The following is a 26,784-nucleotide window of genomic DNA, read 5'->3' on the forward strand; positions in this document are numbered from 1 at the left end:
TGGGACTTTTTTTCATCATTTTACCGGTTGTACTTGGAACGGACCCCCCTAAAAAGCCGGGACCCCAAGAATTGCTATAGTGTAAACCGTAATACTTCGCGAAGAGTTGCCGGTTCATCCAGCCCGGGCCGGGGCTGATTCCTACACGCATAAAGGAGAGTTTTCCGATGAAAAAACTTAACATGAAAAAAACCGTTCTTTCCACACTCGTACTCGCTATGGCAATGGGCGGAGGCACTGCCGCATTCGCTAACGGAAACGGCAAGGATAAGGACCACGATAAGGATAAAGACTGGAAAGAGGGCAAAAACGGGGGCGTACACGGCTCTTTCGATTTCCGGATTACGTTCGACGATCTGAAGGGTTCGGACGTGGAGTGGGCGCTGAAAAATATTGCAAGCCTTTCTTCGAAGCGTGTTTTTGAAGGCTATGAAGACGGTTCGTTCAAACCGCGGAATACGGTTACCCGTATTGAAGCCATTACGGCTGCCGTCCGGCTGATGGGTCTGCGCGATAAAGCGGAATCAAGCGAAGAGAAGCAGACGAAACTGAACTTCAAGGATGCGAACAAAATTCCCGACTGGGCGGTAGGCTACGTGGCCGTAGCGCTTGAGAACGACCTGTTCGGCGAAAACGAGGACATGGTGCAGCCGTCCAAGCCTGCCGACCGCCTCTGGGCGACGGTTCTCCTCGTGAAAGCGATGAAGCTGGATGCCGAGGCTAAAGCGAAAGTCAACACGCAGCTTTCGTTCAAGGATGCGAAGCAGATTCCGGCCGGCTCCGTCGGTTATGTGGCCGTCGCTATCGAGAAAGGGCTGATCGACGGTTTCGAAGACAACACGTTCCGTCCGAATATGCCGGTAACCCGCGCTCAGCTCGCCGCGCTGCTGGATCGCACGGACAGCCAGATGCCGGGACAGGACCAGACCACGGCCGTCGGCAAAGTGACGGGAACCGTGAGCGGGAATACGCTGGTGCTAGACCAGAACGGCACCTTGAAAACGTATGCGCTGCACCCGGAAGTGTTCGTCTACCGCAACGGCGCCAAAGTAAGCGCGTCCCAGCTTCAAAACGGAGATGTCGTCAGACTGCGCTCGTACAACAACACGGTTGTTTTTATCGAAGTAACGAAAAAAGCGGTTGAAGACCGCACGCTTCAGGTCAGCGGCTTTTTCGATTCGATGACGCTGAACAAGGAAGGCCGTATCGCTACGGTTACCGTAACGAACCAAGTCTACGGAAATACGGACAAAGCAACGTACAAGGTTGCCTCCGACGTTGCGATTCAAGGCGATGTAAGTCGGTTGGTCAAGCCGACTGCGGTCGAGCTGAAAGGCAAAGATAAAGTCGTTGAGACTATTATCATCAAGTAGGGTTCACGACAAAAAAGCCCGGAGTCTGGGGAAGTCCCCAAGCTCCGGGTTTTTGTATGAAGGTGCGCTGCCGTGTGAACATCGTTTGAGCGGTCATCCGATTTTGCCGCGGGAAACGCCTGTCGGAAGGCGCGGACCGGACAGCGTCCCCGACGAAGCCGAGGCCGGTTCCGGTCAAGCGGGCCTGGTCCGCAGCGTGCCCGCCGCGCGGAGAGAAGCCGGACTGCTTCGGGCGCATGTTCGGCCTTGTTTTACTCCTCGCCCTTCATGCCGAAGGCGTCGGCGATCAGGCGGTAAGAGTGGAGGCGGGCGCCGAAATTGTGGATGGGCGAAACGATCAGCAGTTCATCCGCGCTGTAAGCTTCCGCAACCGCATGAAGCTGGCGTTTGACCTGCTCGGGATTGCCGACAATGCGCCGTTCCCGGCGCTCTTTGATCCGTGCGAGGTCATACTCCGTGTACGGATAATTCAGCGCCGTATCCACGGACGGGAAGAACCCGAGCTCCAGGCCGCGTTCCAGGCGCAGGAAGTACAAGTCCGTGCTTGACGCGAGCTTGTTCGCTTCTTCCTCCGTATCCGCGCAGACGGCGAGAACGGCTGCCAGCGTACGCGGCTTGTCGCCCAGCACGGAAGGCTGGAAATGCGCCTTGTAGTGGCGCATGGCTTCCTCGCCGCCGGGGCTGCCGAAGAATTGGGCGAAGCCGAACGCGGCGCCCTGTCTGGCGGCGATGCGGGCGCTTTCGCCGCTGGAGCCGAGCAGCCATACCTCCGGCGCCGTCGGTATGGAGGGCGAAGCCTGCAGCGCGGCGAAGGGGTGCTCCGGAGGCATCGCTTCGTGAAGGTAGCCGGCGATATCGGCTACCTGATCCGGATAGCGGTCGATGCTGACGTATTTGTCCGCCTGCAGGGCGCGAGTCGCCAGGGGCATGCCGCCCGGCGCGCGGCCGAGCCCGAGGTCGATCCGCCCCGGGTGGAGCGCTTCCAGCAGACGGAAGTTTTCCGCGACCTTGTAGGCGCTGTAATGCGGCAGCATAATGCCGCCGGAGCCCACGCGGATGCGGGAAGTCGCCGCCGCGAGATGGGCCAGGAGCACCTCGGGGCTCGAGTGGGCCAGCGATTTCGAAGCGTGATGCTCCGAAACCCAGTAACGGGTGAAGCCGAGACGGTCCGCTTCCTGCGCAAGCCGGGTCGTTTCTTTAAGAGCGTCGGAGGCCGTACGGCCTTCGGCTATTTGCGATTGATCCAGAATCCCCAATTTCAACATAAGCTCACCTCTTGTGGGTAACTGTAACAAAAAAGATTTAACTGTAATCTTAACTGTAACAAAATTAAGTTCCAAGGTCAAAGTTCCGTCCGTTTTCGTTCCATACACCTTGATGCGTGAGGGAGAGGCGGCTTCTTGCAGGAGAATTGCTTTCCCGGAAGATATGAAATTCGGCGGGACGGCTTCTTAGCTGTCTGGGGGACTTTCCTAAAACTTTCTCCCGGGCCGCCGCCCATGCCGTTCCTTGGCGCCCCCGACCCGCCCGAACACGGAAAAGACCCGCAGCCGCCTGCGGGTCTTCCGTATTAAACCGGCCGGGTATCCGGCGTTCCGCTTCCGCCCCAGAGCTTTTCACGCAGCCGGGACGGGGCCAGGGGCTTGCTGATCAGGAAGCCCTGAATGCAATCGCAGCCCTGCTCTTTCAAATAAGCGAGCTGCTCTTCCGTCTCGACTCCCTCGGCAACGACTGTCATATGGAGACCGTGGGCCAGTTGGATGACCGTGCGGACGATCCATTCATCTCCCGTGCGGTCGTTCATATGATGGATGAAGGACTTGTCGATTTTAAGCCGGTCGAACGGATAGTAGTTCAAGTAGCTGAGAGAGGAGTAGCCGACGCCGAAATCGTCCATGGCGATGTGAACGCCAAGTTCCTTGAGCTGCCTGAGCGTACGCATCGTTTTGATTTTATTGCGGAGCAAAAGACTCTCCGTGATTTCCAGCTCCAGCCACCGGGCTTCCAGTCCGGTTTCGTCCAATATGCGCCGGATCGTGGGGATCAGTTCGTCGTGTTCAAACTGGATGGAAGATAAGTTGACCGCCATTCTGACGGGCGGGAAGCCTTCGTTCTGCCAGGCTTTGTTTTGCTCGCAGGCTGTCCTCAGCACCCATTCGCCGATCGAAAGAATTTGCCGGCTTTCTTCCGCAAGCGGGATAAAATCTTCGGGAGATACGAGGCCAAGCTCCCGGTTGTTCCAGCGGACGAGAGCCTCCATGCCTTGAATTTGGCCCGTATCCAGCTGGAGCTGGGGCTGATAGACGAGATGGAATTCGCCGCGTTCCAGCGCCTTATGTAGATTTCTCTGTAAGATCAGTTTCTTTTCAATATTTTCTTCCAGGTCGGAGGTGAACATGGAGTACAAATTGCCGCCGAGCTCCTTGGCCCTGTACATGGCGGTGTCCGCGTTTTTCACGATCGTTTCCGAATCGTATCCGTTGTCCGGATACAGGCTGATGCCGATGCTCGGCGTAATATAGATGTCTTTACCCTGAAGGAAAAAGCCCGTTTTCAGGGCGGAAAGGACTGTTTCGGCGACCAGAACGCAATCCTGCGCCCCCGCAATGTCCCGCACGATAATCGTAAATTCATCGCCCCCGAGCCTGGATACCGTGTGGTCCTGTCCCAGACAGCTTTGCAGCCGTCCGGCCACTTGAACGAGCAGGGCGTCCCCGCTGATGTGTCCCATGGTATCGTTAATATTTTTGAACTGGTCGAGATCTAGAAAGAGCAGTCCGATTTTTCCCTTCGTTTCCCGTGCCACGGCAATGTCCTGAGTCAAGCGTTCGTTAAAATGAGCCCGGTTGGGCAGACCCGTGACCGAGTCGTAATAAGCCATCTTTTTATAGCGCTTGTTGCTTTCTTCAATGATATCGATCTGCTTCAAATATCCGGAAACAAAATAATGAATGATTTTAATCGCAATGATCGTGAATACGATTTCCGAAATGAAAAGTTCGTAGCTGGGCTGCTTCAGCATCTTATAAAGCACGACCGAGGCGATCAGGATACCGATTTGAAGACTGCGCGCCTCATAAATGGCTTTGCCTGCGGAAACGGGCTCACCTGTGACCGAACGTATGATGCCGAGCCTCAGCAGGAGGTTCACTCCCTCGAACGCGAGAAATACGCATACGATTTTGACGTACAGAGGGGCCTGAGCGGTCAGAACGCCCGTACCCCAGGCAGCCAGCATACTGATGCCGTACATGCCGAGCGTAGAGAAGAAGCGGAACCATCTTATTTTATAGAAAGGCTTGGAATGCAGCGTAAAAAACGTAAGCGTGTTCAGGACAAGAAAGAAAGTGCTTGCAAAAAATCCCATTTCAAAGAGAGAAAGAATAAAACCGATCGTGACCCCGCTGAAGTAAGTGCCGTTAGGCATTTTAAGGGGCATCATTTCAAAGACGATGACCATGACGGCGATAGGCAGCAAAATTTTCGGATCGTAAGCGTTTTGCGCGATAAAAGCCGATGCGGTGATCAGGGTGAGGATTCCGAGAGCCGACAGCAGGGAAGTAAACGGGTTATGGTCCTTCATTCTTCCTCCTCATCACCGAATTTCCGAGCATAAACCGGATGAGTCCGGCTCCGATTCCTATATCGCCGATGCTGATTACTCTTCGTACAAGGGGAATCCAATCGCCCATCCACCAGAAGGCGGACGCGGCCATGAGCTGATGGCGGGGTTCATTCTCCGGCAGGGAAGCAAGTCCCGCCCATGCAAGCGCCGTATCGGATACGGGCATCAGTCCTCCGTGTATGACAAGAGCCGTCCAGTTCCAGAGAGCGCCCAGGAAAATAAGGGGGATGCCGGGAACTTTCCGGTTCAGCCACAAAAACAGAAGCACAGCCAAAATGGCCGCTTCCGTCCAATAGGGGTACGTCCGGTTTGTCCGGACCGTTACGGCGAAAATCACGATCTGGGCGGCAAAACTTCCGAGCAGGAGATAGGGTAATTTGAAGTTCACTTTCTCTACCAGGGAGAGCGGATTACGTCCGGACAGAAGGGTAATGACGACAGCCAGAACGATGAAGTAGATCATATTAACCTCCAAATAAAAAAAGAACCAGGCTCAGCCCAGTTCCTCTAAGTGGCTCACGGACCCCAAGGAAAAGCCAGTCCGGATGAGTAAACCAATGCCGCAACCGTAAGAATAGCAAAAACCCAGCGTTTCATCGCGTTTACCTCCAATCCTTCAAAATAATAGGTACTAATTGCCATTATGTAATCTCATTATAGCTTCCGGGCTCTATTTGTACAAGGTGTCCTATTCGACAAAAATAGACACATTTTGAGTTTGTTTTTATCGGCATTATCCGGGATACCCGGTCTCTTGACGAACGCCGGATGTGTGGCTTATGGTGGAAGGAACCTTTATCTGGAACAGGATGAGACTAATGACCGTACTTGTGTGGCTTTTGCCTGCGGCAGCCTGCGCGTATCTCTTCTTGATCGTTCCTACCATGTGGCTCAAAGTGGAGCGCGTGAGGGTACCGGCCGGGCTCGGCATTAAGATTTTGCAGATCAGCGATCTTCACGTCGAAAAGCTGAGGGTCCGCCCCGGCAGGCTTACTCGGCTGATTGACGCGGAAAAGCCGGATTACATCGCGCTAACCGGCGACTTCACCCGCAGAAGCAAGTATTTGCCGGAAGTTGAAAAGGTGCTGAAGGCGGTCGCTTCCCGCGGAATTCCGGCCTTTGCCGTTCTCGGCAATCACGATCACCGTCTGGATCCTGCCGGGATGAGGAAGCTCAGCGCGATTCTGGACGAAGCGGGCATTGCTCTGCTGAACAACCGGTCGGCCGATCTCGGCGCCTTCCAGTTCGTCGGCGTGGACGACCTCGGCACCGGACACAGCCGGATCGGAAAAGCGTTCCGGCATACCGCGGCGCACAAGCCGGTCGTGGTGCTGACCCACGATCCGAACCTCGTCCTCCGTTTAAAGCGCCCGTTTACTTACTTGATGGCGGGGCATTTTCACGGCATGCAGTTTCATGTTCCGTTTCTGTTCCGTTTTATCCGGAAGGGGGAGCTCGCGGCGAGAGGGATCACGAAGGGCTTGCATGAAACCTCTTACGGACGATATTACATTTCAAAAGGGATCGGCCAGGCGGGTCCTAACGCCCGGTTTATGATCCGCAGCGAAGTTACCGTCCATGAGCTGTGACGACGGGAGGAGTGTTCGGCTGCCGGATGCTAACCCGTCACGCGGCGGGCAAATACCGAGCACCGGGAGCAGCGCCAGAGCAGGGTGCACTTCCCGGCGGGACAGGGAACGAAAGACGCCCGGATTAAAGACACGACAACGGAGGTACAACTAATGCAGGAGAAAAGCGGCTGCAAAATCCGGCGTTCCGGTCTCGTGCGGGAGCTGGACGGATCGTCGGCGGTTCTGGAGATCGAGGGCAGGAAGGTGCGTGTGCCCGCCGGTAAAATCGCGGCCGGAACGGCCGCGGGAACGCCGGTGCAGTGGAATGGAACCTTGTGGATTCCGTTCAAGTGACTCCGCGTTCTCGTGTGCACTGCCGTGACTCTTGCGGCTCCGATGACTTTCATGATCTGCGACACGCCTATGGGTCTGAGGTCTGAATGGAATCGCTTCTGTGACTTCCTGCATACAAATATAAAAAGCCCGGCTGCAGCAGCCGGGCTTTTTGCATATGGAGCAACGGAAGCAGCGCTTATTTCGCGGAAACCGTCTCAAGGTCGCGTACTCCCTGATAAATCAGGTCGAAAAGCTCCTCAATGTTTTCTTCGTCGATGCAGGAGAAAGCGACGCGAAGATCCGTGTCGCTGAGGGCGATCGTTCCGACGCCGTAAACTTCCAGCAGACGCTGGCGGAGCGCTTCCGCATCGACGGTCTTCAACTTCAGGCACATGAAGTAGCCGGAGTTGAACGGATAGTAATCCCAGGAGTCTCCGTACTTGCCGCTGTCGAGCAGAGCTTTCACTTTGTTCGCGCGGCCCTTCATGATTTCGAACTTTTCCTGCTTCTGAGCGTTGAATTCCGGAGAGTTCAAGGCGTGCAGGACAAACGTCTGCGAAGGATGCGAGCACGAGGAGATCGTGGCCCGGATAATCCCGAGCGTTTTCTGTTCCAGCGCGCTGAGCAGCGCTTCATTCTTGCCGGCGTAAGTGATAAAACCTACGCGGAAGCCCCACACGTACTCTTCTTTCGTAGCACCGTCCACTTTAACCGCGAGTACGCGGTCGTGAAGGTCGGCAAGCTGGCCGAAAAGAGATTCCTGGAGGGAATTCTCGAAGAAGAGGGCGAAGTACGCATCGTCGGTAACGGCCACGACATTGATGCCCGCTTCAGCGGCTTCGCGGATTACGGAAACGATCTGGCGTCCTTCTTCCGGTCCCGGTGTATATCCCGTCGGATTGTTCGGGAAATTCAGAACGACGAACGCTTTGCCTTTGTCTTGCTGGGCAAGAAGCTGTTCGCGGAGTCCCGCGGAATTAAACGTGTTGTCTTCATTGTAAAGCGGGTACGTAACGATTTCGGCGCCCCGGCGGATTCCGAAGGTGAGCTCGTAGTTTTCCCAGTTTTTATCCGGAATAATGACGCGGTCCCCCGCTTCTACGAACAGGTCGGCCGCAATGCTCAGGCCGTGTGTGAGGGCATTGGTCACGATCGGGTTGCCGAACGTTTTATTGCTTAAGGACGGATTCTCCTTCAGCATTTTTTTGCGCCAGGCGGTACGCAAACCGGGTTTGCCCGCAGGAGGCGCGTATTCGTATAGATCTTTCGGATCATAGGCGGACAGCGTGTCCTGAATGACCTTCAGGTGCATAGGCTGACCCTTCTCGATGGCAGTACCGATCGTGGCATTATATTTACCGGCTTTGGTTTTCGCCTCGGCCGATTGGCTCAAAATGCCGACTTTCGGGAAATAGATTTGCTTGCCCAATGACGACAACATCTCATACACATAGGCGTTTTCTTTTTCGATGGTTTCATTCAACTGCTTAGCAAGGGGGTTCATTCCGCTCCATCCTTCCGGGGTTATGGAAATTCATTTTAGCCATTATTATAGCACTTCTTACCGGAATGCGTCACTGCGTTACCTAAAAAAAACGGCTCCCGGTATCCGGAAGCCGTTTGAACCCGCAAGAACCGGTGATAAAGCTCCGGAAAAGCGTGCGGAAAGCCGAAGAGAAGCGCCGAATGTATTGCCGAAGGAATAAGAAACCCGGGCAAAGAACAAGCGAATTTGCAGCTAGAGAGTAAGGAGACACAGAGAGAGACGCGCTATCAAGTCCGGTACGTTAAGCTTCCATCCCCGCGTCGTACAGCAAAAGGATTTTGCGGATATGAGCGGCCAGCGATTCCCGCGGACAGACCAGATTCGTCTCGTAGTATTCCATTTCGACAAGCTCCGGGTGCTCGAGCACGCGCTCGAACTGGATTTCACGGAACCCGATTCCCTGATTCGTTTCGCTCTCCAAGGCGGAGGCGACGGCTTGAAGCGCCGGGGGATCCAGGGCATCTTCTTCCATATTCAAAATCATATAATGCCAGATATCATCGGCGTCGCTATCGACGGGGCGGTGAATCTGGGCCAGATGCCGCAGCAGCTCTATGTTGGCTTCCATGGTTGTCCTCCTTTCCGGACGTTCCGTATATCGCCTTCTTCCTTAGCGGTGGTACATGAGTCCGTGTACTTGCGACATTGCGGTAAAATTTAGTCCTGCTCCGCAGAAATCCGTCGGAACGACACCGTCCGGCGGTGATTGTAAGGAAAATGGTCGATAATTTCCGTCAGATTGCCTTCGGCATCGGGGAGGACTCTTCCCTGAACTCCGATGATTTTTCCGTCGGGTCCAACCACTTCTTCTCTAAATGTGTATGCTTGAAGTCGGCCGCGATGGTCATTCTGGGATTGCAGCCGGTTATGAAGAATAGCCTTGTTCAGCGCATCTTCCCCTAAACGATCAATCTCCGAATCGTTGTAGTGTTTGGGATAAAACGTTTTGCCGTACGTCAGGGAAGTGAACGTTTCCCCGGTAAGAGGGTCCGTTCCCTGCCGTCTGATAACGGCTCTGCGGATTCCGTTCTCCGGCAGTTCCTCGGTTCTCACAACGGTGAAGCGGTCCCGGCGGGCGGCGTCTATAAAGCCGTTCCAGTTATGCAGCCCCCCGATCGTCCACCCGCCTCCATAGCGGGTTCCGGCAGGCAAATAAGCCTGCTTCCCTTGGTGGACGGTCTGCCGCGTGCGCTCCGTTGTGAAACGGTGTCTGCGTTCCGGAACAGTTCCGGAACGCGCCGCGCCAGCCGCACCGGCCGTATCGTCAGCGCCGCAGCCGGCGTCCGCCGCGCTTTCCGCGGCGGGCGGGGCTTCTGCGGACGGGGCCGCGGAAGGCTGTTCCTGCGCGCCGGAGGAAGCCGCGGGCGCGCTTGGCGCGGAAGGCTTCCTCCCGGCTTCGAGACCTGCCAGGAGGTCGAGGAGCCGCCGCAGGCCGGCGGCCGCCGCCATGCGCGGAGTGAACGCGCCGAGCAGCGGCAAAATCTCTCCGGGCTGAAGCCGCCCGGCGTGTTTGCGGCGGGCTTTGAAGTCGCCCGCGAGCGTATCGCTTACCGCGCCCCACAGCGGGAAGAAGGAAGTGAAGAGAAAGGCGGTGCCGAGCAGGAGCACCCCTTTCGCGGCGGCGCTCTGCCCGCTCCACCAGGCCGCGGTGGGGGCGTACAGGCAGGAGACGCAGGCGCTGCCGCCAGGGCTTGATCCTGCGGCGGCTGCAAGCCCCCCGGTCCAGGTTGCGGCGCTCAGCAGAAGGAACCCCGCCGCAAACAGGACGGGGACAGCCGCCTTGTTCAGCGTCTTCATTTCATCCTGGAGATCTCCGAGGCTGCGCTTGGCGTCTTTTTTGCCGTACAGCAGGGTGAAGGCCAGGCGGCGCCGGATTCTGTAGAAACGAAGAAGGCTGACGTAGCGTTTGGCACCTTCCGGCAGCATGCTCAAAGAACGGTAGAGCTCGCGGAACGGTTCGATCAAGTTTTCGGAGCGGAACAATGTCAGCCCCTTCCGCGTGCGGTTCAGGTCGGCGTAGTCGTATGCGACAGCACCGATCAGCAGAACGATAAACAATGCCTTGGTATAAGCGCCGCCGCCCAGCGTCATATGGAACCCGTTCAGCCAGGTCGCCTGTGTTCCGTTATGCACCGCGTGATCCGCGGCGACCCAGACAAGCAGAAAGACGGGCAGCGCGTAAGCGGCTTTCCCGATGACCCGGCGCAGGCGGATGGCGATTCCGAGGCCGAGGGCGCATAGGGCGGTGGCCGCCGTATGCCCGGCCCAGGGCGACGCGAGACCCTGCTCGAGGGACGGCAGGAAGTGAAACAGGTTCCAGCTCATCGCGCTATCCGGCGAAACCGCCGCGGACCCGGCCGGCTCCAGACCGGTATGCAGCCGCATCCAGTACTCCTCCAGGAACTGGAGTCCGGCTCCGGTAGCCCCGCCAATCAGGGCGAAGTCGGCCAGACTAAGCGAGGTTGCTTTGCGCGAGCCCCACAAAAACAGGAGCAGGGGAGCCAGCTTCATCAGTTCTTCCGTCAGCGGAGAAACGAGCGACGCATTCCAGACGGCGTAAACCGCCGGATCGAACGGCAGGAAGACCAGCTGAATGAACAGTGTATTGAGCGGAGCCACGATCCAGGTGCCGATGATAAAAAAAGCGGCGTACGCGGACCAGCCGACGGTTTTGGAACGGCAGACGATCCACAGTTGCCAGAGTACGTAAAAAGAGGCCAAAGCCTGCACCAGCAAAGTGCGGCTGTCTTTCATAAACGGCAGGGACAGGCATAAGAGAGCCAGGCCGAGCCAAGATAAAATCGAATAGAAGGCGAACAAACGCGGAGCCTGCAAGGCTCTTTTTTTCCAATGGGTACGAAACCGGTCGATAGCGGTCCGGATGGTTAAACGCAAACCAGGCAAAATCATATCATTTTCCTTTCTGTGCGCCGAAGGCAGACAACAAGCGTCTGTCCTGTTACCGGAGTGCGGGTGGAGACGGGCACAGAACCCGTGCTTCGCTCCGCTGCCGGAAACAGCCCCCTTAAACGGGGCGGCGGCTTCGAATATGCCTAAACGGAACAGGTGAAACGGCTTATGGAGCTTCCTTGATAGGGGATCGGGAAGTTCCTCAAGCCTGCTTCCTCCTCATAAAAGTTCGTAGAGACCGCCTGAAATGGGACTCAGGTGAACGGGGCCGGAGCCGGCTGCCGCGCTGTTGATTTTGAACACGTCTCTGTGAGATGGTAAGAAGATAGAAACGATCAGGCGGCTTTTTATTTTCACCGGAATTCGGCGGAGGTTTATGTGAAGATTTTAATCCCTTTTAATCACTATGCACAACTGTTTCCCCATAAAAATACCGCCCTCTACCGAGCGCTGCGGGAAAGTATAGTAGAAGGAAGACTGGAATCGGGCTCTAAACTCCCTTCAAGCCGGGAGCTGGCGGAGGTATACGGAATCTCCCGTGGACTCGTTATGCAAGTGTACGAGATGCTGATGTCCGAAGGATACATAGAAGGCAAACCGGGAAAAGGAACGTTCGTTGCCTACCGGAGCGATCAGGCGGCGGGAACCGGCTCCTCTTCGGATGAGCCCCTCCTTTTGTCGGCATGGGGACGCCATTTGATGGAACCGGGGGGCGGCGCAGGAAGGCGGGAAGATGGGAGCGGCGCCTCGGCAGGAAACAAGGAGGAGAGCCGCGAGCAGGAGTACGGCGGAGCAGAACGGCGGCCGGGCGGCGCACCCGCAGGCGAATCGGGAGGCGGAGTGCAAGAAGAGGAGAGCGGGGTAAACGCCGCGGATGCAGGGACTGTCGGGCAAGGGCAGACAGGCGGCATGGAGCGAGCCGAAGCAGGTACGGCGGGTTACGTCGAATCGAGAGGCGGAGAACTGACAAAGGCGAGCGGGGTAAGCCCCGAGGATGCAGAGACTGCCAAGCAAACCGCGGCCCTTGCAAGCCCCCGCGCGCGGGCGGACGACGCGCGCAGCCGCAGTGCGGCCTCCTGGAGCGCGGACCCGCATACACCCGCGGGTCCGGCTTCCGTCGTCTTCGAGCTGTCCGGCACCGACAGCTCGGCCTTCCCGCGGCAGGCCTGGAACCGCTGCCTGCACGAGCAGGTGCGCAGCGCCGCCTTCCTTGAGAGTCCGCTGCGCGACCCTCAAGGCGATTATTCGCTGCGCTCGGCTATCGCGCTGCATCTGCGGCGCTCGCGAAGCATCGACGCGGACCCCGATTGCGTCGCAATCGTGAACGGGTCGATGCAGGCGATCGCGCTGACGATGCAGCTGCTGGTAGGCCCGGGCGACGAGGTAGTCGTCGAGTCGCCCGGTTACAGCGGCGCCGTTCGCGCTGCGGCCGCCGCAGGCGGCGTGCCCGTCGATGCGCCCGTCGACGGGCAGGGCATCGTCCCGCAGCCATGGAATGCGCGGCTGCTGTTCGTCACCCCCGGACGGCAGTTTCCGACCGGGGCGGTTCTTCCGCTGAAGCGGAGGCAGGAGCTGCTCCGCTGGGCGAAGGAACGCGGCGCGGTCATCATCGAGGACGATTACGACACCGAGTTCCGCTACGCGGGCCGGCCCCTGGAGCCGCTTAAGGCGCTGGACCGCGAAGGCCGAGTCCTGTTCGTCGGCACGTTCTCGCGGACGATGTACGCGGGCCTGCGCCTCGGCTATGCGGTGCTGCCGCCGTCTCTCGTCGAGCCTTTCCGGCGCGCCAAGCAGCATTACGAGCCTTTGACGACGGGGATGATGGAGCAGCGGGCCCTGGCGGCCTTTGTGAACAGCGGCGCCTACGAGCGTCATCTGCGCAGGATGCAGCGGGTGTACGGGGAAAAAGCCGCCTTGCTGCGTTCGAGGCTGGCCGCGCTTGATCCCGCTTTTGAATGGATGCCGAGCGAAGCGGGACTCCATATTTTCGGCTGGTGGAAAGGCGGCTCGGAAGAGTATAGGCGATTTGCCGCCGAATGCGCCGGGCGGGGTGTCTTCTGGCGGGACGCCGGACAGCATGTCCGCTGCGGGGGAAGACCCGCGGCATGTTTCGGCTTCGGACATCTGTCCCGGGAGGAGATCGGCCGCGGCATCGCCGTGATGGCGGAAGTCCTGAGGGAAACTTTTTTGTAAACATACAGGAATCTCCAAAAGGTTTGTGCTATGATGTGAATGAAGGACGAGCCCGGTTTGACTCGCCGAGGCTTTTCCGTAATAGAAATACCGTAGGAGTGATTGGATATGGCCGGATTTACCGGAGGTACAAGTATTATTTTGCGGCTTGAGATGATGAAAGAACGCACGAATTTCGGACAGATCGCGACTACGATCGGCGACGCCGGCGGCGATGTCGTGGCAATTGACGTCAACCGTTCAACGAAAACCGTTACCGTCCGGGACATCACCGTCAAAGTCAGCGACCAGAATCAGACGGATGCCATCGTGAAGGCTCTAAACGAGCTGGATGGCGTAAAAGTCATTAACGTGTCTGACCAGACGTTCCTGCTTCACTTGGGCGGTAAAATCGAAACGACGCCGAAAATACCGATCAAGAACCGTGATGATCTGTCCCGCGTGTACACACCTGGGGTGGCAAACGTTTGTATGGCCATTCATGAAGATCCTTCGAAAGCGTTCTCATTGACGATTAAACGCAACACCGTTGCCGTTGTATCGGATGGTACGGCAGTTCTGGGGCTGGGCAATATCGGTCCGGAAGCGGCCATGCCGGTTATGGAAGGTAAGGCGATGCTGTTCAAGCAGTTTGCCGGCGTAGATGCTTTCCCGATCTGCCTCAATACACAGGACCCTGAAGAAATCATATCGATCGTAAAAGCGATTTCCCCGGCTTTCGGCGGAATCAACTTGGAAGATATTTCGTCCCCGCGCTGTTTTGAAATCGAGAACCGGCTTATCGAAGAGCTGGATATTCCCGTTTTCCACGATGACCAGCACGGCACGGCGGTCGTTCTGCTTGCCGGCATGCTGAACGCGGTCAAAGTTGCGGGCAAGAAGCTCGAGGACTGCAAGGTTATCGTCTGCGGCATCGGAGCTGCCGGTATCGCATGCACCAAGATTCTGCTCGCGGCAGGCGTTAAGAATGTAATTGGAGTCGATCGTCAGGGTGCGCTGGTCCGCGGCGAATCGTACCCGTACGAATCGTGGCAGTGGTACGCGGAGAATACGAATCCGAATGAGGAAAAAGGCCGTCTCTCCGACGTGATCGAGGGAGCCGATATTTTTGTCGGTCTGTCGGGTCCGGGTGTGCTTAAAGTGGAGGACGTCAAGAAGATGGCGGCTGATCCGATCGTATTCGCCATGGCGAATCCGACACCGGAAATCGCCCCGGAAGAAGCGGAGCCTTACGTGCGCGTGATGGCGACGGGCCGCTCCGACTATCCGAATCAGATCAACAACGTCCTGTGCTTTCCGGGTCTGTTCCGCGGTCTTCTGGACTGCCGCGCTACGCGGGTCAACGAGCAGATGAAGCTCGCGGCCGCCAAAGCTATCGCGTCCGTCGTGTCGGAAGAAGAGCTCAACGAGCTTTACATTATACCGAGCGTGTTCAACAAGCAGGTCGTGAAAAAGGTCCGCGAGGCCGTGATTGCGGCCGCTTACGAAACCGGCGTAGCCAGACGGAAAAGTGCGGATATCCGCAGTGACGAAGCCGCCCAGTCCGCAGACGTCGCGGGTATGCTATAATAAATTCCTGGTTAAAGTCTTACTAGGAAAGCAGGCGAGAACATGTTTCATACGGAAACTTACGGAGGAACCCGTGAGGAGCAGTACACTCTGGTCATTGCCCAGTTGAAGGCGCTGATCGAGGGGGAGCCGAGCCGGATCGCCAATCTGGCGAACGCTTCGGCGCTGCTCGGCCAGTTTCTCCGGGATATAAATTGGGTCGGTTTCTACTTGCTCGAAGGAGAGCAGCTGGTGCTCGGACCTTTCCAGGGGCTCCCGGCTTGCGTGCGCATACCGCTCGGACGCGGAGTATGCGGTACCGCTGCGCAGAAGCGCGAGACGCTGGTCGTCGAGGATGTGGAGCAGTTTCCCGGGCATATTGCCTGCGACGCGGCCTCCCGCTCGGAGATCGTCGTACCGCTTGTTAAAGACGGCGAGCTGCTGGGCGTCCTGGATATCGACAGTCCGGACCTGTCCCGTTTTGACGAAACCGACCGCGTTATGCTGGAGCGTTTCGTGACGGAGCTGGCGGCTCAGCTGTAAACTCCCGATCGGGGTACCCTATGCACGACGTTAGTTTTTTAATGTAAGGACAGGTTCTTAGCTTTGAGAAGCCCTCGTACCAGCCGGTGCGGGGGCTTTTTTAACAGGCCCGCAAAACATTTTGTAATTTTGTATTTATTTTCCAAGATGGATTCGTTAGAGTAGAAGAAGAGAACACATCGGCGCTTTAGGCCGGAGGACGAAATATAGAAGATAAGGCTTGCTGTAAAAAGAAACGCTCATTGCCGAGGAGGAGAGCCTATGAAAACGATTGAAATACGAAATCCGCTGCTGCCTCTGCTGGCCGGGTCGGTATTCAGCGCTTTTATGTTTGCCACGCTGATGATACAAGGCTGGGAACAGTCCGCCTTTCTTAGGCCGCTGACGGTTCTCGGCCTGCTTTTTGCGCTTTTTACCGCCGGATATGTCCTGTTCGATCTGATCGAATCCCGTCACGTTGAATTTGAAGGCCGGGTAACGGACTATAACAACGGCAGGCTGTCGCTGAAGACGCGGGAGGGCAAGGTAAAGCGCTACAAGCTGCCGTCCAGGGAAATACCGCCGGAGGAAAGCGGAGAGCTTCTGGAGCCGGGGAACCAGGTGAAGGCTACCGTGACGAAAAGAACCGGTCAGCTGCTGACCTTGGAGGTCTTGTCCGGCTAACCGGGCGGACTTCCCGCAAGCGATAAACATCGCCGGTAGCAGGGCTGCGTCCCGAGGAGTTCCGATTCCGATAGAGGAGGGAAAAGCCGAATCGGGCCTTATCCGGGCTCTTGATCCGGCTCTTTTTTCGGCCTGTCGGCCAAATATAGAGTCAGATAAAAAAACGTCATGATCAGAGCCAAAACGGCGCAGGGCAAGCCTTTCGAAAACAAATTCTCAAAATGCTGCGCGTTTCCCAGAGGCCCGGTCCGCTGCTTGTAAACTTCCGGCATCCCGCTGATAAATTGGACGGTGTATATGACCGTCATTAGCAGGGACATACCTCCATAGAACAAATAAATCGGTCTTGTACGCATGGTTTTCACCCCTTCCTCTTTCTACCATTTTACGGCTTCCGTGTCTATAAAGTTGCGATAAATGGCCGATTCATTGACAGGCTCTGTCGTGACTCCTAAGATATGGGTACAATGAAATGTGCTTATGCGGGTATGAAGTTAAGCTGCCCGACAAAGAAAGCCCCGGCGAACGGGGAGAAAGAGGGCGAGAAAACGCATGCTGACAATTACGGAAAGCAACCTGCGAGCCGACCGGGAACCGCTGCTTCATCCTTTCGGATTTAAAGGAGGACAATTAACGGAGCTGTGGCAGCCGATTGTTACGCTAACTAGTGAAAGCGGTCACAAGGGTACGGGAGTGGGCGTCCAGAGCCCATTGTGGTCGGATGCGAATCTGATGGCGTCTCTCGGGGAACAGGGAGCTAACGAGCTTATGTACAAATTTGCGGAGGAGACCGTAAAGTCCCTGGAAGGAGCCTCCTTCGGGCATCCGATGGAGCTGTTCGAAGAATTGTATGCGCGGCCTTCGCAGTCCTGGTTCGCCCGTCAGGGGTATTCGGATGTCCGGCCGACTTATGTTCTGAACGCGCTGGCGGCGGTCGATTTCGCGGCCTGGGTTCTCTACGCGCGGGAGCGGGAGATTTACCGCTTCTCGGATCTGCTGCCGGGCGAATACCGCAGCCTAGGCGAGCAGAAGACGGAGGCGGTTGCAGCCGTTCCTGCTATCGCGTACGGTACGGACGACGGGGAAATCACCGGGTTGCTGGAGCAGGGCTGTACCGTGCTCAAAATCAAGCTGGGGTCCGGCGGCAGTGATATGATCGACTGGGACAGCAGGCGCCTGAGGCATATTCACGAGCTGACCCAAGCTTATTTGCAGACCCGTCCGGCCCCGGCAGCGGTGTCTTACTATCTCGATCTGAACGGCCGTTACGCGGCCAAAGACGACCTCCTGCGGCTGCTGGAGGATGCGGACCGCAGCGGATCGCTGCCGTATGTCATTCTGGTGGAAGAGCCGTTCCTGGACGGACGTGAAATCTCCGTCGAGGATGTGCCGGCCCGTATTGCCGGGGATGAAAGCATTCAATCTGAAAACGATGCCCGCTACTATATGGATCTCGGCTATGGAGCCCTTGCCCTTAAACCGGCGGCGAAGTCGATGAGCCTGAGCCTGAAAGTGGCCGCTCTGGCCGCCGAGCGGGGAGTGCCGTGCTTCTGCGCCGACCTTACCGCCAATCCGCTGCTGGTGGAGTGGACCCGCGTGCTGGCCGCTCACCTCCGTCCTCTGCCGGGGATGGCTTACGGCCTGATCGAGTCCAACGGCGGGCAAAATTACCGCGGCTGGGACCGTCTCGCAAGCTATCATCCGGCGGCGGGAGCGGGTTGGACCCGCACGCGCGGCGGGTTGTTCGAGCTGGACGAGGCTTTCTACGCGGAAAGCGGCGGCGTATTCCGGCCGAGTTTTTACTACGAGAACCGCTAGGTATTTGCCGCAGGCTGTGTGCCCGTGTCAGCGCCCTACGGCTTCGAGGCTGAGAATATCTTTCAGATAGCCCGGAAGGGCGTCGAGGTGGTTGCCGAGGAACGCGTCGCTTTCCCTGCCGACCCGCTGGGCGGCGGGCACCATGGAAAGCTGGGCCGCGAACACCGTTTTGCGGGGATGGTCTTCGATGGCATGGAACAGCCCTCTGGAAACCGCTTCGATATAATCGTTCTTCTTGCCCTGCATGACGAGCTGGAACGTATTTTCAAGTAGGACCGGCTCCGCCTGAATCTCCTGGCCGGCCGCGGCCGCAAACTTATGGAGCTGTTCCATCGTGCCTTCGACAGTCGAAGGATTGGTGAAAACGAGAACCGAAGGCCGGTTCAGCTGCAAGATTTTATGAAACAAAGGATCGTCGATCTTAATAATCGGCACCGGGCAGGAGAAACTTTCCGGCAGATGAGCCGTAAAATACGTACAGGTAATCAAAATGGCATCCACATGACAGCTGGCTAACCAGTCGAGTGTGGATTTTATTTTGTTCAGGGCCAGTTCCTCCGTAAAATCGCTGTCGTTCTTAATCCGGTCCAGACCGGGATCGACGAAATGCACCAGCTCGATGTCATAAGAGCCGAGGGCTTTCTCGATATGTTCGATATTGGAGTAGTGGGCATGATAGCAGCCAAGTTTTCTTTTCATCCGATAGACACCCCGTCCGAAGTTTTCTATGAAGTATAGCAAGGTTAACAATATTTGGCAATGGGAACACGGGGCCGGGCGGGTAAAAAAATGTCTTTTCACCCTGTGCCAAGAGCCGGCTGAACCGAATAACGAACCGGATGACTAGGAACCGGCGAACCGCATCAGCTCCCGGTTGAATTTGCCCATTTCACAGTAAAACAAGCCGTGTCCGCTGTACGCGAACGGCACGAGCTCCGAGTTCTTGATGCCCGCTTGTGTCGCCTGGGCTAACGGATAGGGACAGATCATGTCCTGCGCCCCCTGGAAAATCACGGTGGGCACCGTAATCTTGGACAGATCGGGACGCAGATCCTCGTCTCTCAAAAGAGCCGCCCCCATGGCGGTCGCGTGCCCGGAGGATGACAGGGCGATCCCGTGAAACCAGTTTTGAAGAGGGGCCGACACATACCGGGCAAAAAAACGGCCGCCGAGATCTTCGAGCATTTTAGGGCGGTCGGTATAGGTTCCTTCTATGAAATGGTTCAGCTCTTCGATTGAATTGCCGTACGGGAAGTCCGGACGTTTGGTAAATAGTGGAGCCGCCGGAGCGAACAGAGCCAGCCTGGAAACGCCAAACCCGCCGTGTCTGGCCATATACCGGATCGCAATGGCTCCTCCCATGGAAAATCCGCCCAATATAATGCCTTCGAGCCTAAGCGCCTCGATCACACGGCGGATATCGTCCGCCATCCGGTCGTAGGAATAGCCTCCCCAAGGGCGGTCGGATTTGCCGAACCCTCTCAAATCGACGCCGATACAGCGGTATCCGGCTTTGGGAAGCTGATCGAACTGGTACTCGAACATCGTGTGGTTAAGCGGCCAGCCGTGAATGAACAGAATCGTTTTGCCGCGGCCCCCGGGGTTCAAATCCTCGACATAAAGGTTAACTCCCTGCTCTACGGGGATATAGATGCCCATGCTGCGCCTCCTCTTTGAAGAAAAATAAATAAGGACGGTGAACGGGAACGGGGATTGATTGCATGAAAGAGACCGCAACTCTTATGAACCGAACACCGGTCGGTGTTTAAAGAATATCCGCATTTTCTAGTGTATGTGTGAAGGTTTGGACGATATTTCTACCAGCTTGAGCGATTGCGGAGGGAACGGACGTAGTACATAATAAGCGAAGGAGGGGAGTTGGATGAGAAGAGCGTTTTTAGTGTTTGCAAAAATCGCGGGGGCCGCCGTGGCGATCGGGATCGGGGCGTTCTATCTCTTATCGCTGATCGCTTTCACGATCTTGGCATTAAACGAATGGTTGGGTTGAATCATAGTACGAATAAACACCTTTATGACAAAAAACCGGTATTCCCCGAGGGAATACCGGTTTTGGCTTATGCTTATACTTCTGCGGACCATTCACGCAGCTTGCGGTCTGACGGAAGAAAGAGCGTTAAGATGCCGAGAATCGGCAGAAGGCTGGACAGCTTCATGATGAGGCTGATCCCGTGCGCGTCGATCAGGTTGCCCAGAACGAGCGCTCCTATCCCGCCCATGCCGAACGCGAAGCCCGTAATCAGGCCGGATACCATGCCGACTTTCCCCGGAATCAGCGTCTGCGCATACACGACGGTGACGGAAAAGCTGGAGAACACGATGAATCCGGTCAGCACGAGCAGCACGGTTGCCCATCCCAGACCGACGTAGGGGATGAGGGCGGCCAGCGGAGCCGCGCCGCACATCGAGACGAAGATGACGGTTCTCTGTCCGAACCGGTCGGCGAGAGGTCCGCCGAAGAACGTTCCGAGCGCGCCTGCGGCGAGGAACAGGAAAATATAGATTTGCGCCTGGTCGATGGTCGTGCCGACGACATCGCGCAAATAGAAGGCGTAATAGCTCGTCATGGCCGCCGAGTACCACGAGCGGATAAAGACCAGGAACACCAGCACGACGATCGCGGCGGCGATCTTATTCCGCTTGGCGGGGTCCATCGTGCGCTGCACGGTCTTCTTCGCCGTCACGGCTCCGGCCTCGATCACACCCTTATACCAGCGGGCGATAAAGGTTTGCACGAGCATGGCGGCGCCCGCCACGAGGGTGAACCAGATCGAGCCGAACTGGCCCAGCGGGATGAAGATCCACTTCGTCAGCAGCGGAGCCAGCGATTGCCCCGCGTTGCCGCCGACCTGGAAGATCGACTGGGCCAGTCCCTTGCGGGAGCCAGCGGCCAGGTGGGCGACCTTCGAGCCCTGCGGATGGAAAGCCGCCGACCCCAGACCCACCAGCGATACGGCCAGCAGCACAAACGCGTACGAAGGCGCGAACGCGAGCAGGAGCATGCCGAGGAAGGTGGAGGCCATGCCGAGCGGCAGCATGTAGGGTTTGGGCTTCCGGTCGGTATACATGCCGATGACCGGCTGCATGATGGAAGCGGTCAGATTGAAGTAGAACGAGATCCATCCGATCTGGGCGTACGAAAGCGTCATGCTGTCTTTTAAAATCGGATAGATAGCCGGGATAACCGACTGAATCGAGTCATTGAACAGATGCACGAGACTGATGGCAAGGAGTACCTTATAAACCGTCGGTTTCGACGTAGGGATTCCTGCTGAGGGTCGTGCTGTGCCGGCATTGACTGTCGCCTGCGACGCCATAGGGCACGCACTCCTTTCGAGAAGCTAGTGTGTGGATTGCTTAAGCGTACCGATCCGTTCGCCCATGCGGACTTTGCTGCCCACCTGGAGATCGGAGCGCGGCGTCAGGATACCGTTCTCGGTGACGAGCACAACGGTCGAGCCGAATTCGAAATAAGCGAGGTCGTCGCCCGCCTGCAGGTGAGACGGAAGGCCTTCCACATACTGAATGGAGCTGACGTTGAGCGCGCCGACTTTGACTACGGCAATCTCCCCGGCTTCATGCTCCATCACGGTGATGAGACGTTCGTTGCGGCTGAGCACGCGTGTCATATGGCGCAGGCCGAATTCGTTCACGGGATACACCTTGCCCGGAACATGTTCTTTCTCCAGGATCTCGCCGGTAACCGGAGAGTGGATACGGTGATAGTCCGTCGGGCTTAAATAAAGCACCATAAAAAAGCCCTTCTCGTAATTGATCGTACGCGGGGAGCGGTTGAGCAGTTCCTCGACGGTGTAATCCTGCCCCTTGACGCTGAGCATGCGGCCCGCCTCTACGGGACCGTAGCCGGTAATAACGGCGTCTACCGGGCTGACAAGCGCGGCCGGGTCCGTATCGACCGGACGGAGTCCGGGTTTCAGGCGGCGGGTGAAGAACTCGTTGAGTGTCGCGTATTCCCCGATTGCCTTCTCCGCTTCTTCTACGGGAATGCCGTAAGACTTGGCAAACCAAGGAATAAGGGAGCGGCTGAGCGGAGATTTGGAAAACGAACCGGTCATCCGGGAAATCCATTTGCGGGATGAGAGTTCCGTCATAAGTCGAAACAAAGGTTTCATGCTTGGTTCAATGCTCCTATCTGTACGTTGACTATAGTCTTCGTTTTATCTTGCCATAGAATGAACGTTTTGACAATTGCCGCGACCCGGCGATTTCGGGCGCTCAACAGCCCCAAACGCGGCTTTTCGCCGGGACCGTGCCATTATCCTCGCGCAGACAGGTATGATTCGGACCAAGGCTGCCCAAGCTGATTAAAAAAGGAGGAAGACCTATGTCCGTTTTGGTGTGGGGAACGGTTGTTGCCGTTCCGTGGCTGCTCGTTTGGCTTCAAAATAAAGTGGCCGGGGCCAAATTTATTATAGATGCCTTGGCTTACGCGGCACTTGTGCTTTTTTCCGGTATTGCGGGAATAACCGTGGCGGAGATTCTCGTAAACAACACGGTTTTTATGACAAGCGTGCATAAGGTGTTCCTGAATCCTTTCTTTCTGGCCAGCGGCGGGTGGCTCGGCCTGTATGCGCTTCAGCGGCTTATAGTAGAAGGAATTTTTTCAGGGAGAATAAAGAAGCGCCAAACCGGGGAGCTAGCGAAAAAATAACTGGTACAAAATGTAAAGGTTATATATAATAAGGTTGGATTAATGAAAGCGCTTACCGATACAGAGAAAACAAATTTAGGAGGAGGAAGCAAATGAAAAAGCGAGCCAAGGAGCTCAACTACACGGAAATTGCGCAGTCCAGCCAGTTCCAAACTTTATTGAAACGAAAAAGACAATTCATTTTACCGCTCTCCCTGTTCTTCTTTGCCTTTTATTTTACGCTCCCGATTCTCACCTCTTACACCACCGTGCTTAATACACCTGCATTCGGTTCCGTCTCCTGGGCGTGGGTATTTGCCTTTGCGCAGTTTATCATGACCTGGGTGCTGTGCATTCTTTACTCGCGCCGGGCCGCTAAATTCGATGCGATGGTGCAGCAAATCCGGCAGCAAATGAAAGGCTGATCTTATTTCTCATAATTGGAGGGAAATCAAGTGAATTTGACGGCATTCTGGTTATTTCTGGGCATCGTGGCGATCACACTTCTGATTACATATTTTGCGGCCAAAAAAACCAACTCGACCGATGAGTTCTATACGGCGGGCGGAGGTTTGACAGGCTGGCAGAACGGGCTGGCCATCGCAGGGGATTACATGTCCGCCGCTTCTTTCCTCGGAATCGCGGGCACGATCGCGCTGGCCGGCTTTGACGGGTTCTTTTACAGCATCGGGTTTCTGGTGGCGTATCTGGTCGTTCTCTACCTCGTAGCGGAGCCTCTCCGCAATCTCGGGAAGTATACGGTGGCGGATATGATTGCCGCCCGTTTCAACGAAAAAAAAATCCGCGGTGTGGCGGCTTTGAATACGATCACGATCTCCACGTTCTATATGATCGCCCAGCTCGTGGGCGCGGGGGCGCTCATCAAGCTGCTGCTGGGACTCGATTTCACGACGTCCGTGCTGATTGTGGGCCTGCTGATGACCGTTTACGTCGTATTCGGCGGGATGACCGCCACTTCGTGGGTGCAGATCGTCAAAGCCGTGCTGCTGATGGGCGGAACTTTTATTCTTTCGATTGTCGTGTTCTCGAAGTTTAACTTCAGCGTTACCGAAATGTTCGATCAGCTGAAAGCCGTTACTCCTCTTAAAGAGAAGTTTCTGGACCCCGGAAACAAATATAAAATTCCGCTCGACACGCTCTCGCTTAACCTGGCGCTTGTGCTCGGTACGGCCGGTCTGCCGCACATTCTGATCCGCTTCTTCACGGTGAAGGACGCTCCGACCGCGCGCAGCTCCGTCGTGTACGCAACTTGGATCATCGGCATCTTCTACGTACTGACGCTGTTCCTCGGCTTCGGTGCGGCCGCGTTTGTCGGATACGATAACATCATCGCGGAAGACAAGGGCGGCAACATGGCGGCGCCTCTCCTGGCCCGGGCGCTAGGCGGCGATTTCTTCTTCGCCTTTATCGCGGCCGTCGCGTTCGCGACGATTCTGGCCGTCGTCACCGGTCTGGTTCTCTCCGCCGCTTCCGCGTTCGCGCATGACTTCTACAGCCATATCGTGCGCAAGGGAAAAGCTACGGAGGCCGAGCAGATGAAGGTAGCCCGCTGGGCGTCCGTCGGCGTCTCCATCCTCTCGATCATCTTGTCGCTGGCCGCATCCAAGCTGAACGTCGCGTTCCTCGTGTCCGTCGCCTTCGCGATCGCCGCCAGCTCCAATCTGCCGGTCATTCTGTTCACCGTCTTCTGGCGGCGCTTCAACACGGCGGGTGCGGTAACGGGCATGCTCGTCGGTCTGATCTCTTCCCTGGTGCTTGTGGCCCTGAGCCCGAGCGTATGGAGTCCGGAAGCGGGCAAAGCCATCTTCGTGGGCACGCCGTTGTTCCCGCTGACGAACCCGGGCATCATCTCCATTCCCCTCGGATTCCTGGGTGCAATACTCGGAACGGTCCTGTCGAAGAAAAAATCGTCCGGCGCCAAATTCGACGAGATTGTCGTTAAAGCCAACGTCGGCAATATCAACATGTAAGCGGGCGGCAAAATGCCCGACACAGCAAAGAACCTCCCGGTCCTTGACGGACGGGAGGTTCTTTGGCTATGCGCTATGTGCTGTGCGCGCCGCCGCGCTTAATCGTCGAAACGGCATTCTTCGAGGCGGAGAACTTTCGTTTTCTTCTTGACTTTATAAGCGATCCAGACGATCAGGAAAAGCGGAATTCCGATGTAAGAGGCGGTCAGGCCGGCCCAGTCGACACCGCTCTCCGAGATCGCCGAGTAGTTTTGGCCGAGGATCACGACGATACAGACGATCAGGGCGAAGATGGGGCCGAACGGGAACCATTTCGCCAGGTACGGCAGATCGCGCAGGTCGCGGCCCTGCGCCTTATAGGCGCGCCGGAAGCGGTAGTGGCTGACGGCGATGCCGAGCCAGGCGATAAACCCGCACATGCCGGAGGCGTTGAGCAGCCAGATGTACACGACCCCGTCGCCGAACATGGAGGCGAGGAAAGCGAACATGCCCACGGCTGCCGTCGCGATCAGAGCGGCCACCGGCAAGCCCCGCTTGTCGAGCTTGGCGAGGAAGCGCGGCGCTTTGCCTTCGCGGGCAAGCGTCCAGATCATCCGCGTGGACGCGTACATGCCGGAGTTGCCGGCGGACAGAACGGACGTCAGGATGACGGCGTTCATGACGGAGGCGGCGAATGCCAGACCGGCTTTCTCGAACACGAGTGTGAACGGGCTGATCGCGATATTTTCGACGTCGCCGCTGATCAGGTTGTCGCTTGTGTAAGGAATGAGCAGGCCGATGATGAAGATGGCGAAAATATAGAACAGCAGGATACGCCAGAAAATGGTGCGGATCGCTTTGGGCACGTTCTCGCGCGGGTTCTCGCTTTCGCCGGCCGCCACGCCGACAAGCTCTGTTCCTTGGAACGAGAAGCCCGCGGCCATGAACACGCCGAGTATGGCCATAAATCCGCCGCTGACGGGAGCGTCTCCCAGCGTAAAGTTGCTGAACCCGACGGACTCGCCGCCGATAATGCCGAAAATCATCAGAATTCCGACGATGATGAATACGATGACGGTCACGATTTTAATCAGGGCGAACCAGTATTCGGACTCCCCGTATCCGCGGACAGACATGTAATTCAGGGAGAACATCAGCACCAGGAACAGCAGACTCCATAGAATGGAGGGACTGTCGGGCAGCCAGAATTTCATAATGAGCGTGGCCGCGGAAAGCTCGGCGGCAATCGTGATGGCCCAGTTGAACCAGTAGTTCCAGCCTAGCGCGAATCCCAGCGCCGGATCGACGAAGCGGGAAGCGTAGGTGGAGAAGGAGCCGGATACCGGCATGTAGGCCGACAGCTCCCCGAGACTGGTCATGAGAAAGTAAACCATGATGCCGATGGCCGCATAAGCGATTAAAGCGCCGCCGGGACCTGCGGAATGAATCGCTCCGCCGCTGGCCAGGAAGAGTCCGGTTCCGATGGAACCGCCAAGCGAAATCATGGTCAAATGTCTGGCTTTAAGGCCGCGCTTAAGTTCCGTTGTCTCGGAACCGGAGTTCGGTTGTTTCATAAGGAACACCCCTGTGAATAAAATTGTTTCTTGCCGATGCGCTAACCGACGGTTAATTAAGAGGAAACCACAAAGAGCCCCGAAAAGGATTTTTCGCGGCTGCTGCTTCTATCTCGCCTTTCCATGAAGATAGCGCAACACTGCTGCTTGGAAGGGCGGCAGTGACAGTTCCGCCCCTGTTCGGGAACGGACCCAATCCGGACGCAAGAGAAACGGCCCGAATTTCGGCGGCTGCTCCTTTCTCCCGGCTTCGCTGACGTCTCTCTCGTCTCCCCCGGCATACTCCTAGCACCCGCAACCTCTACCTCATCGAAATTGGATGAGGAACTTGCTATTAAGTTTTTGTAAAAAGGTACATCGTTCAGTATAGATAAAAAGAGGAATAGTGGCAATAGGAGAAACTGGAAACGGATACAAAAAATTTTCCAATTGAATTTACAAGGGA

Annotated in this window: 24 protein-coding genes and 1 riboswitch; of the genes, 12 read left to right on the forward strand and 12 right to left on the reverse strand. The window is 56.6% G+C overall.

The window, feature by feature from the left end:
- Positions 1-167 precede the first annotated feature (167 nt).
- The gene (locus ACI48J_RS05595) at positions 168-1,373 is read left to right on the forward strand and encodes an S-layer homology domain-containing protein (protein ID WP_405082074.1); all 1,206 of its coding nucleotides are present in this window, start codon (positions 168-170) and stop codon (positions 1,371-1,373) included.
- A gap of 251 nt (positions 1,374-1,624) precedes the next feature.
- Here the strand turns inward: ACI48J_RS05595 and ACI48J_RS05600 are convergent, their stop codons facing one another.
- The 3 genes from ACI48J_RS05600 to ACI48J_RS05610 all read right to left on the reverse strand — a co-directional run bounded on the left by ACI48J_RS05600 (position 1,625) and on the right by ACI48J_RS05610 (position 5,461).
- Entirely contained in the window at positions 1,625-2,638 is a 1,014-nt protein-coding gene (locus ACI48J_RS05600; protein WP_405082075.1) for an LLM class flavin-dependent oxidoreductase, read from the reverse strand.
- Between the two features lie 305 nt (positions 2,639-2,943).
- The gene (locus ACI48J_RS05605) at positions 2,944-4,956 is read right to left on the reverse strand and encodes a putative bifunctional diguanylate cyclase/phosphodiesterase (protein WP_405082076.1); all 2,013 of its coding nucleotides are present in this window, start codon (positions 4,954-4,956) and stop codon (positions 2,944-2,946) included.
- A complete protein-coding gene (locus ACI48J_RS05610; RefSeq protein WP_326056987.1) occupies positions 4,943-5,461 on the reverse strand; it encodes a DUF5317 domain-containing protein in 519 nt (172 codons plus the stop codon). The genes ACI48J_RS05605 and ACI48J_RS05610 overlap by 14 nt, the downstream gene beginning before the upstream one ends.
- 355 nt (positions 5,462-5,816) lie before the next feature.
- Between ACI48J_RS05610 and ACI48J_RS05615 the strand changes: the two genes are divergently transcribed.
- A complete protein-coding gene (locus ACI48J_RS05615) occupies positions 5,817-6,587 on the forward strand; it encodes a metallophosphoesterase (protein WP_405082077.1) in 771 nt (256 codons plus the stop codon).
- Between the two features lie 153 nt (positions 6,588-6,740).
- A complete protein-coding gene (locus tag ACI48J_RS05620; RefSeq protein WP_405082079.1) occupies positions 6,741-6,923 on the forward strand; it encodes a hypothetical protein in 183 nt (60 codons plus the stop codon).
- A gap of 178 nt (positions 6,924-7,101) precedes the next feature.
- On the opposite strand, the gene ACI48J_RS05625 is transcribed toward ACI48J_RS05620, so the two are convergent.
- The 3 genes from ACI48J_RS05625 to ACI48J_RS05635 all read right to left on the reverse strand — a co-directional run bounded on the left by ACI48J_RS05625 (position 7,102) and on the right by ACI48J_RS05635 (position 11,361).
- The gene (locus ACI48J_RS05625; RefSeq protein ID WP_405082080.1) at positions 7,102-8,409 is read right to left on the reverse strand and encodes an aminotransferase class I/II-fold pyridoxal phosphate-dependent enzyme; all 1,308 of its coding nucleotides are present in this window, start codon (positions 8,407-8,409) and stop codon (positions 7,102-7,104) included.
- A gap of 283 nt (positions 8,410-8,692) precedes the next feature.
- Positions 8,693-9,019: a hypothetical protein gene (locus tag ACI48J_RS05630; protein WP_009676401.1), complete on the reverse strand. Its 327-nt coding sequence runs from the start codon at positions 9,017-9,019 to the stop codon at positions 8,693-8,695.
- Between the two features lie 89 nt (positions 9,020-9,108).
- On the reverse strand, positions 9,109-11,361 hold the full coding sequence (locus ACI48J_RS05635) for a PrsW family glutamic-type intramembrane protease (protein WP_405082082.1): 2,253 nt from the start codon (positions 11,359-11,361) through the stop codon (positions 9,109-9,111).
- A 378-nt stretch (positions 11,362-11,739) separates the two neighbouring features.
- On the opposite strand from ACI48J_RS05635, the gene ACI48J_RS05640 reads away from it, so the two are divergent.
- From ACI48J_RS05640 to ACI48J_RS05655, 4 genes are all read left to right on the forward strand, one after another.
- Positions 11,740-13,554 carry an aminotransferase class I/II-fold pyridoxal phosphate-dependent enzyme gene (locus ACI48J_RS05640; RefSeq protein ID WP_405082084.1) on the forward strand — a complete coding sequence of 605 codons (1,815 nt, stop codon included), beginning with the start codon at positions 11,740-11,742 and terminating at the stop codon, positions 13,552-13,554.
- Between the two features lie 108 nt (positions 13,555-13,662).
- A complete protein-coding gene (locus ACI48J_RS05645; protein WP_405082085.1) occupies positions 13,663-15,123 on the forward strand; it encodes an NAD-dependent malic enzyme in 1,461 nt (486 codons plus the stop codon).
- A 42-nt stretch (positions 15,124-15,165) separates the two neighbouring features.
- Positions 15,166-15,645 carry a GAF domain-containing protein gene (locus ACI48J_RS05650; RefSeq protein WP_405082086.1) on the forward strand — a complete coding sequence of 160 codons (480 nt, stop codon included), beginning with the start codon at positions 15,166-15,168 and terminating at the stop codon, positions 15,643-15,645.
- A 261-nt stretch (positions 15,646-15,906) separates the two neighbouring features.
- Positions 15,907-16,308, forward strand: a complete 402-nt coding sequence (locus tag ACI48J_RS05655) for a hypothetical protein (RefSeq protein WP_326054203.1) — start codon at positions 15,907-15,909, stop codon at positions 16,306-16,308.
- A gap of 98 nt (positions 16,309-16,406) precedes the next feature.
- Here ACI48J_RS05655 and ACI48J_RS05660 read toward each other — a convergent pair whose 3' ends face one another.
- On the reverse strand, positions 16,407-16,664 hold the full coding sequence (locus ACI48J_RS05660; RefSeq protein WP_405082087.1) for a hypothetical protein: 258 nt from the start codon (positions 16,662-16,664) through the stop codon (positions 16,407-16,409).
- Between the two features lie 196 nt (positions 16,665-16,860).
- Between ACI48J_RS05660 and ACI48J_RS05665 the strand changes: the two genes are divergently transcribed.
- On the forward strand, positions 16,861-18,126 hold the full coding sequence (locus ACI48J_RS05665) for an enolase C-terminal domain-like protein (protein WP_405082088.1): 1,266 nt from the start codon (positions 16,861-16,863) through the stop codon (positions 18,124-18,126).
- A gap of 27 nt (positions 18,127-18,153) precedes the next feature.
- Here the strand turns inward: ACI48J_RS05665 and ACI48J_RS05670 are convergent, their stop codons facing one another.
- Positions 18,154-18,825 carry a hypothetical protein gene (locus tag ACI48J_RS05670; protein ID WP_326054209.1) on the reverse strand — a complete coding sequence of 224 codons (672 nt, stop codon included), beginning with the start codon at positions 18,823-18,825 and terminating at the stop codon, positions 18,154-18,156.
- Between the two features lie 144 nt (positions 18,826-18,969).
- Complete coding sequence (locus tag ACI48J_RS05675; RefSeq protein WP_405082090.1) at positions 18,970-19,785, reverse strand: alpha/beta fold hydrolase; 816 nt, start codon at positions 19,783-19,785, stop codon at positions 18,970-18,972.
- Positions 19,786-20,008: 223 nt separating this feature from the next.
- On the opposite strand from ACI48J_RS05675, the gene ACI48J_RS05680 reads away from it, so the two are divergent.
- Complete coding sequence (locus ACI48J_RS05680; RefSeq protein ID WP_326054213.1) at positions 20,009-20,134, forward strand: hypothetical protein; 126 nt, start codon at positions 20,009-20,011, stop codon at positions 20,132-20,134.
- 73 nt (positions 20,135-20,207) lie between these two features.
- Here the strand turns inward: ACI48J_RS05680 and ACI48J_RS05685 are convergent, their stop codons facing one another.
- Together ACI48J_RS05685 and asd are read right to left on the reverse strand one after the other, a co-directional pair.
- Positions 20,208-21,461: an MFS transporter gene (locus tag ACI48J_RS05685; protein WP_326054215.1), complete on the reverse strand. Its 1,254-nt coding sequence runs from the start codon at positions 21,459-21,461 to the stop codon at positions 20,208-20,210.
- A gap of 24 nt (positions 21,462-21,485) precedes the next feature.
- Positions 21,486-22,277 (reverse strand): archaetidylserine decarboxylase, encoded by a 792-nt coding sequence (gene asd, locus ACI48J_RS05690; protein ID WP_009676406.1) that lies wholly within the window; start codon positions 22,275-22,277, stop codon positions 21,486-21,488.
- 212 nt (positions 22,278-22,489) lie between these two features.
- Here asd and ACI48J_RS05695 point away from each other — a divergent pair, with 212 nt between their 5' ends.
- The 3 genes from ACI48J_RS05695 (at position 22,490) to ACI48J_RS05705 (ending at position 24,786) form a co-directional block, all read left to right on the forward strand.
- The gene (locus tag ACI48J_RS05695; RefSeq protein ID WP_405082091.1) at positions 22,490-22,816 is read left to right on the forward strand and encodes a hypothetical protein; all 327 of its coding nucleotides are present in this window, start codon (positions 22,490-22,492) and stop codon (positions 22,814-22,816) included.
- Positions 22,817-22,908: 92 nt separating this feature from the next.
- Positions 22,909-23,220, forward strand: coding sequence for a DUF485 domain-containing protein (locus ACI48J_RS05700; protein WP_326054217.1), 312 nt, complete (start codon positions 22,909-22,911; stop codon positions 23,218-23,220).
- Between the two features lie 30 nt (positions 23,221-23,250).
- Positions 23,251-24,786, forward strand: coding sequence for a cation acetate symporter (locus tag ACI48J_RS05705; protein ID WP_405082092.1), 1,536 nt, complete (start codon positions 23,251-23,253; stop codon positions 24,784-24,786).
- Between the two features lie 98 nt (positions 24,787-24,884).
- Here ACI48J_RS05705 and ACI48J_RS05710 read toward each other — a convergent pair whose 3' ends face one another.
- The gene (locus tag ACI48J_RS05710; RefSeq protein ID WP_326054220.1) at positions 24,885-26,339 is read right to left on the reverse strand and encodes an amino acid permease; all 1,455 of its coding nucleotides are present in this window, start codon (positions 26,337-26,339) and stop codon (positions 24,885-24,887) included.
- A 122-nt stretch (positions 26,340-26,461) separates the two neighbouring features.
- Positions 26,462-26,651: riboswitch (Lysine riboswitch) on the reverse strand.
- Positions 26,652-26,784: the final 133 nt, after the last annotated feature.

This window comes from Paenibacillus chitinolyticus (assembly GCF_045038035.1).
Classification (GTDB): Bacteria; Bacillota; Bacilli; order Paenibacillales; family NBRC-103111; genus Paenibacillus_F; species Paenibacillus_F chitinolyticus_A.

Bases quoted from the DNA above. Each gene is read 5' to 3' on its own strand.
- ACI48J_RS05595 (WP_405082074.1), top strand. From the start codon at position 168: ATGAAAAAACTTAACATGAAAAAAACCGTTCTTTCCACACTCGTACTC.
- ACI48J_RS05600 (WP_405082075.1), bottom strand. From the start codon at position 2,638: ATGTTGAAATTGGGGATTCTGGATCAATCGCAAATAGCCGAAGGCCGT.
- ACI48J_RS05605 (WP_405082076.1), bottom strand. From the start codon at position 4,956: ATGAAGGACCATAACCCGTTTACTTCCCTGCTGTCGGCTCTCGGAATC.
- ACI48J_RS05610 (WP_326056987.1), bottom strand. From the start codon at position 5,461: ATGATCTACTTCATCGTTCTGGCTGTCGTCATTACCCTTCTGTCCGGA.
- ACI48J_RS05615 (WP_405082077.1), top strand. From the start codon at position 5,817: ATGACCGTACTTGTGTGGCTTTTGCCTGCGGCAGCCTGCGCGTATCTC.
- ACI48J_RS05620 (WP_405082079.1), top strand. From the start codon at position 6,741: ATGCAGGAGAAAAGCGGCTGCAAAATCCGGCGTTCCGGTCTCGTGCGG.
- ACI48J_RS05625 (WP_405082080.1), bottom strand. From the start codon at position 8,409: ATGAACCCCCTTGCTAAGCAGTTGAATGAAACCATCGAAAAAGAAAAC.
- ACI48J_RS05630 (WP_009676401.1), bottom strand. From the start codon at position 9,019: ATGGAAGCCAACATAGAGCTGCTGCGGCATCTGGCCCAGATTCACCGC.
- ACI48J_RS05635 (WP_405082082.1), bottom strand. From the start codon at position 11,361: ATGATTTTGCCTGGTTTGCGTTTAACCATCCGGACCGCTATCGACCGG.
- ACI48J_RS05645 (WP_405082085.1), top strand. From the start codon at position 13,663: ATGGCCGGATTTACCGGAGGTACAAGTATTATTTTGCGGCTTGAGATG.
- ACI48J_RS05650 (WP_405082086.1), top strand. From the start codon at position 15,166: ATGTTTCATACGGAAACTTACGGAGGAACCCGTGAGGAGCAGTACACT.
- ACI48J_RS05655 (WP_326054203.1), top strand. From the start codon at position 15,907: ATGAAAACGATTGAAATACGAAATCCGCTGCTGCCTCTGCTGGCCGGG.
- ACI48J_RS05660 (WP_405082087.1), bottom strand. From the start codon at position 16,664: ATGCGTACAAGACCGATTTATTTGTTCTATGGAGGTATGTCCCTGCTA.
- ACI48J_RS05665 (WP_405082088.1), top strand. From the start codon at position 16,861: ATGCTGACAATTACGGAAAGCAACCTGCGAGCCGACCGGGAACCGCTG.
- ACI48J_RS05670 (WP_326054209.1), bottom strand. From the start codon at position 18,825: ATGAAAAGAAAACTTGGCTGCTATCATGCCCACTACTCCAATATCGAA.
- ACI48J_RS05675 (WP_405082090.1), bottom strand. From the start codon at position 19,785: ATGGGCATCTATATCCCCGTAGAGCAGGGAGTTAACCTTTATGTCGAG.
- ACI48J_RS05680 (WP_326054213.1), top strand. From the start codon at position 20,009: ATGAGAAGAGCGTTTTTAGTGTTTGCAAAAATCGCGGGGGCCGCCGTG.
- ACI48J_RS05685 (WP_326054215.1), bottom strand. From the start codon at position 21,461: ATGGCGTCGCAGGCGACAGTCAATGCCGGCACAGCACGACCCTCAGCA.
- asd (WP_009676406.1), bottom strand. From the start codon at position 22,277: ATGAAACCTTTGTTTCGACTTATGACGGAACTCTCATCCCGCAAATGG.
- ACI48J_RS05695 (WP_405082091.1), top strand. From the start codon at position 22,490: ATGTCCGTTTTGGTGTGGGGAACGGTTGTTGCCGTTCCGTGGCTGCTC.
- ACI48J_RS05700 (WP_326054217.1), top strand. From the start codon at position 22,909: ATGAAAAAGCGAGCCAAGGAGCTCAACTACACGGAAATTGCGCAGTCC.
- ACI48J_RS05710 (WP_326054220.1), bottom strand. From the start codon at position 26,339: ATGAAACAACCGAACTCCGGTTCCGAGACAACGGAACTTAAGCGCGGC.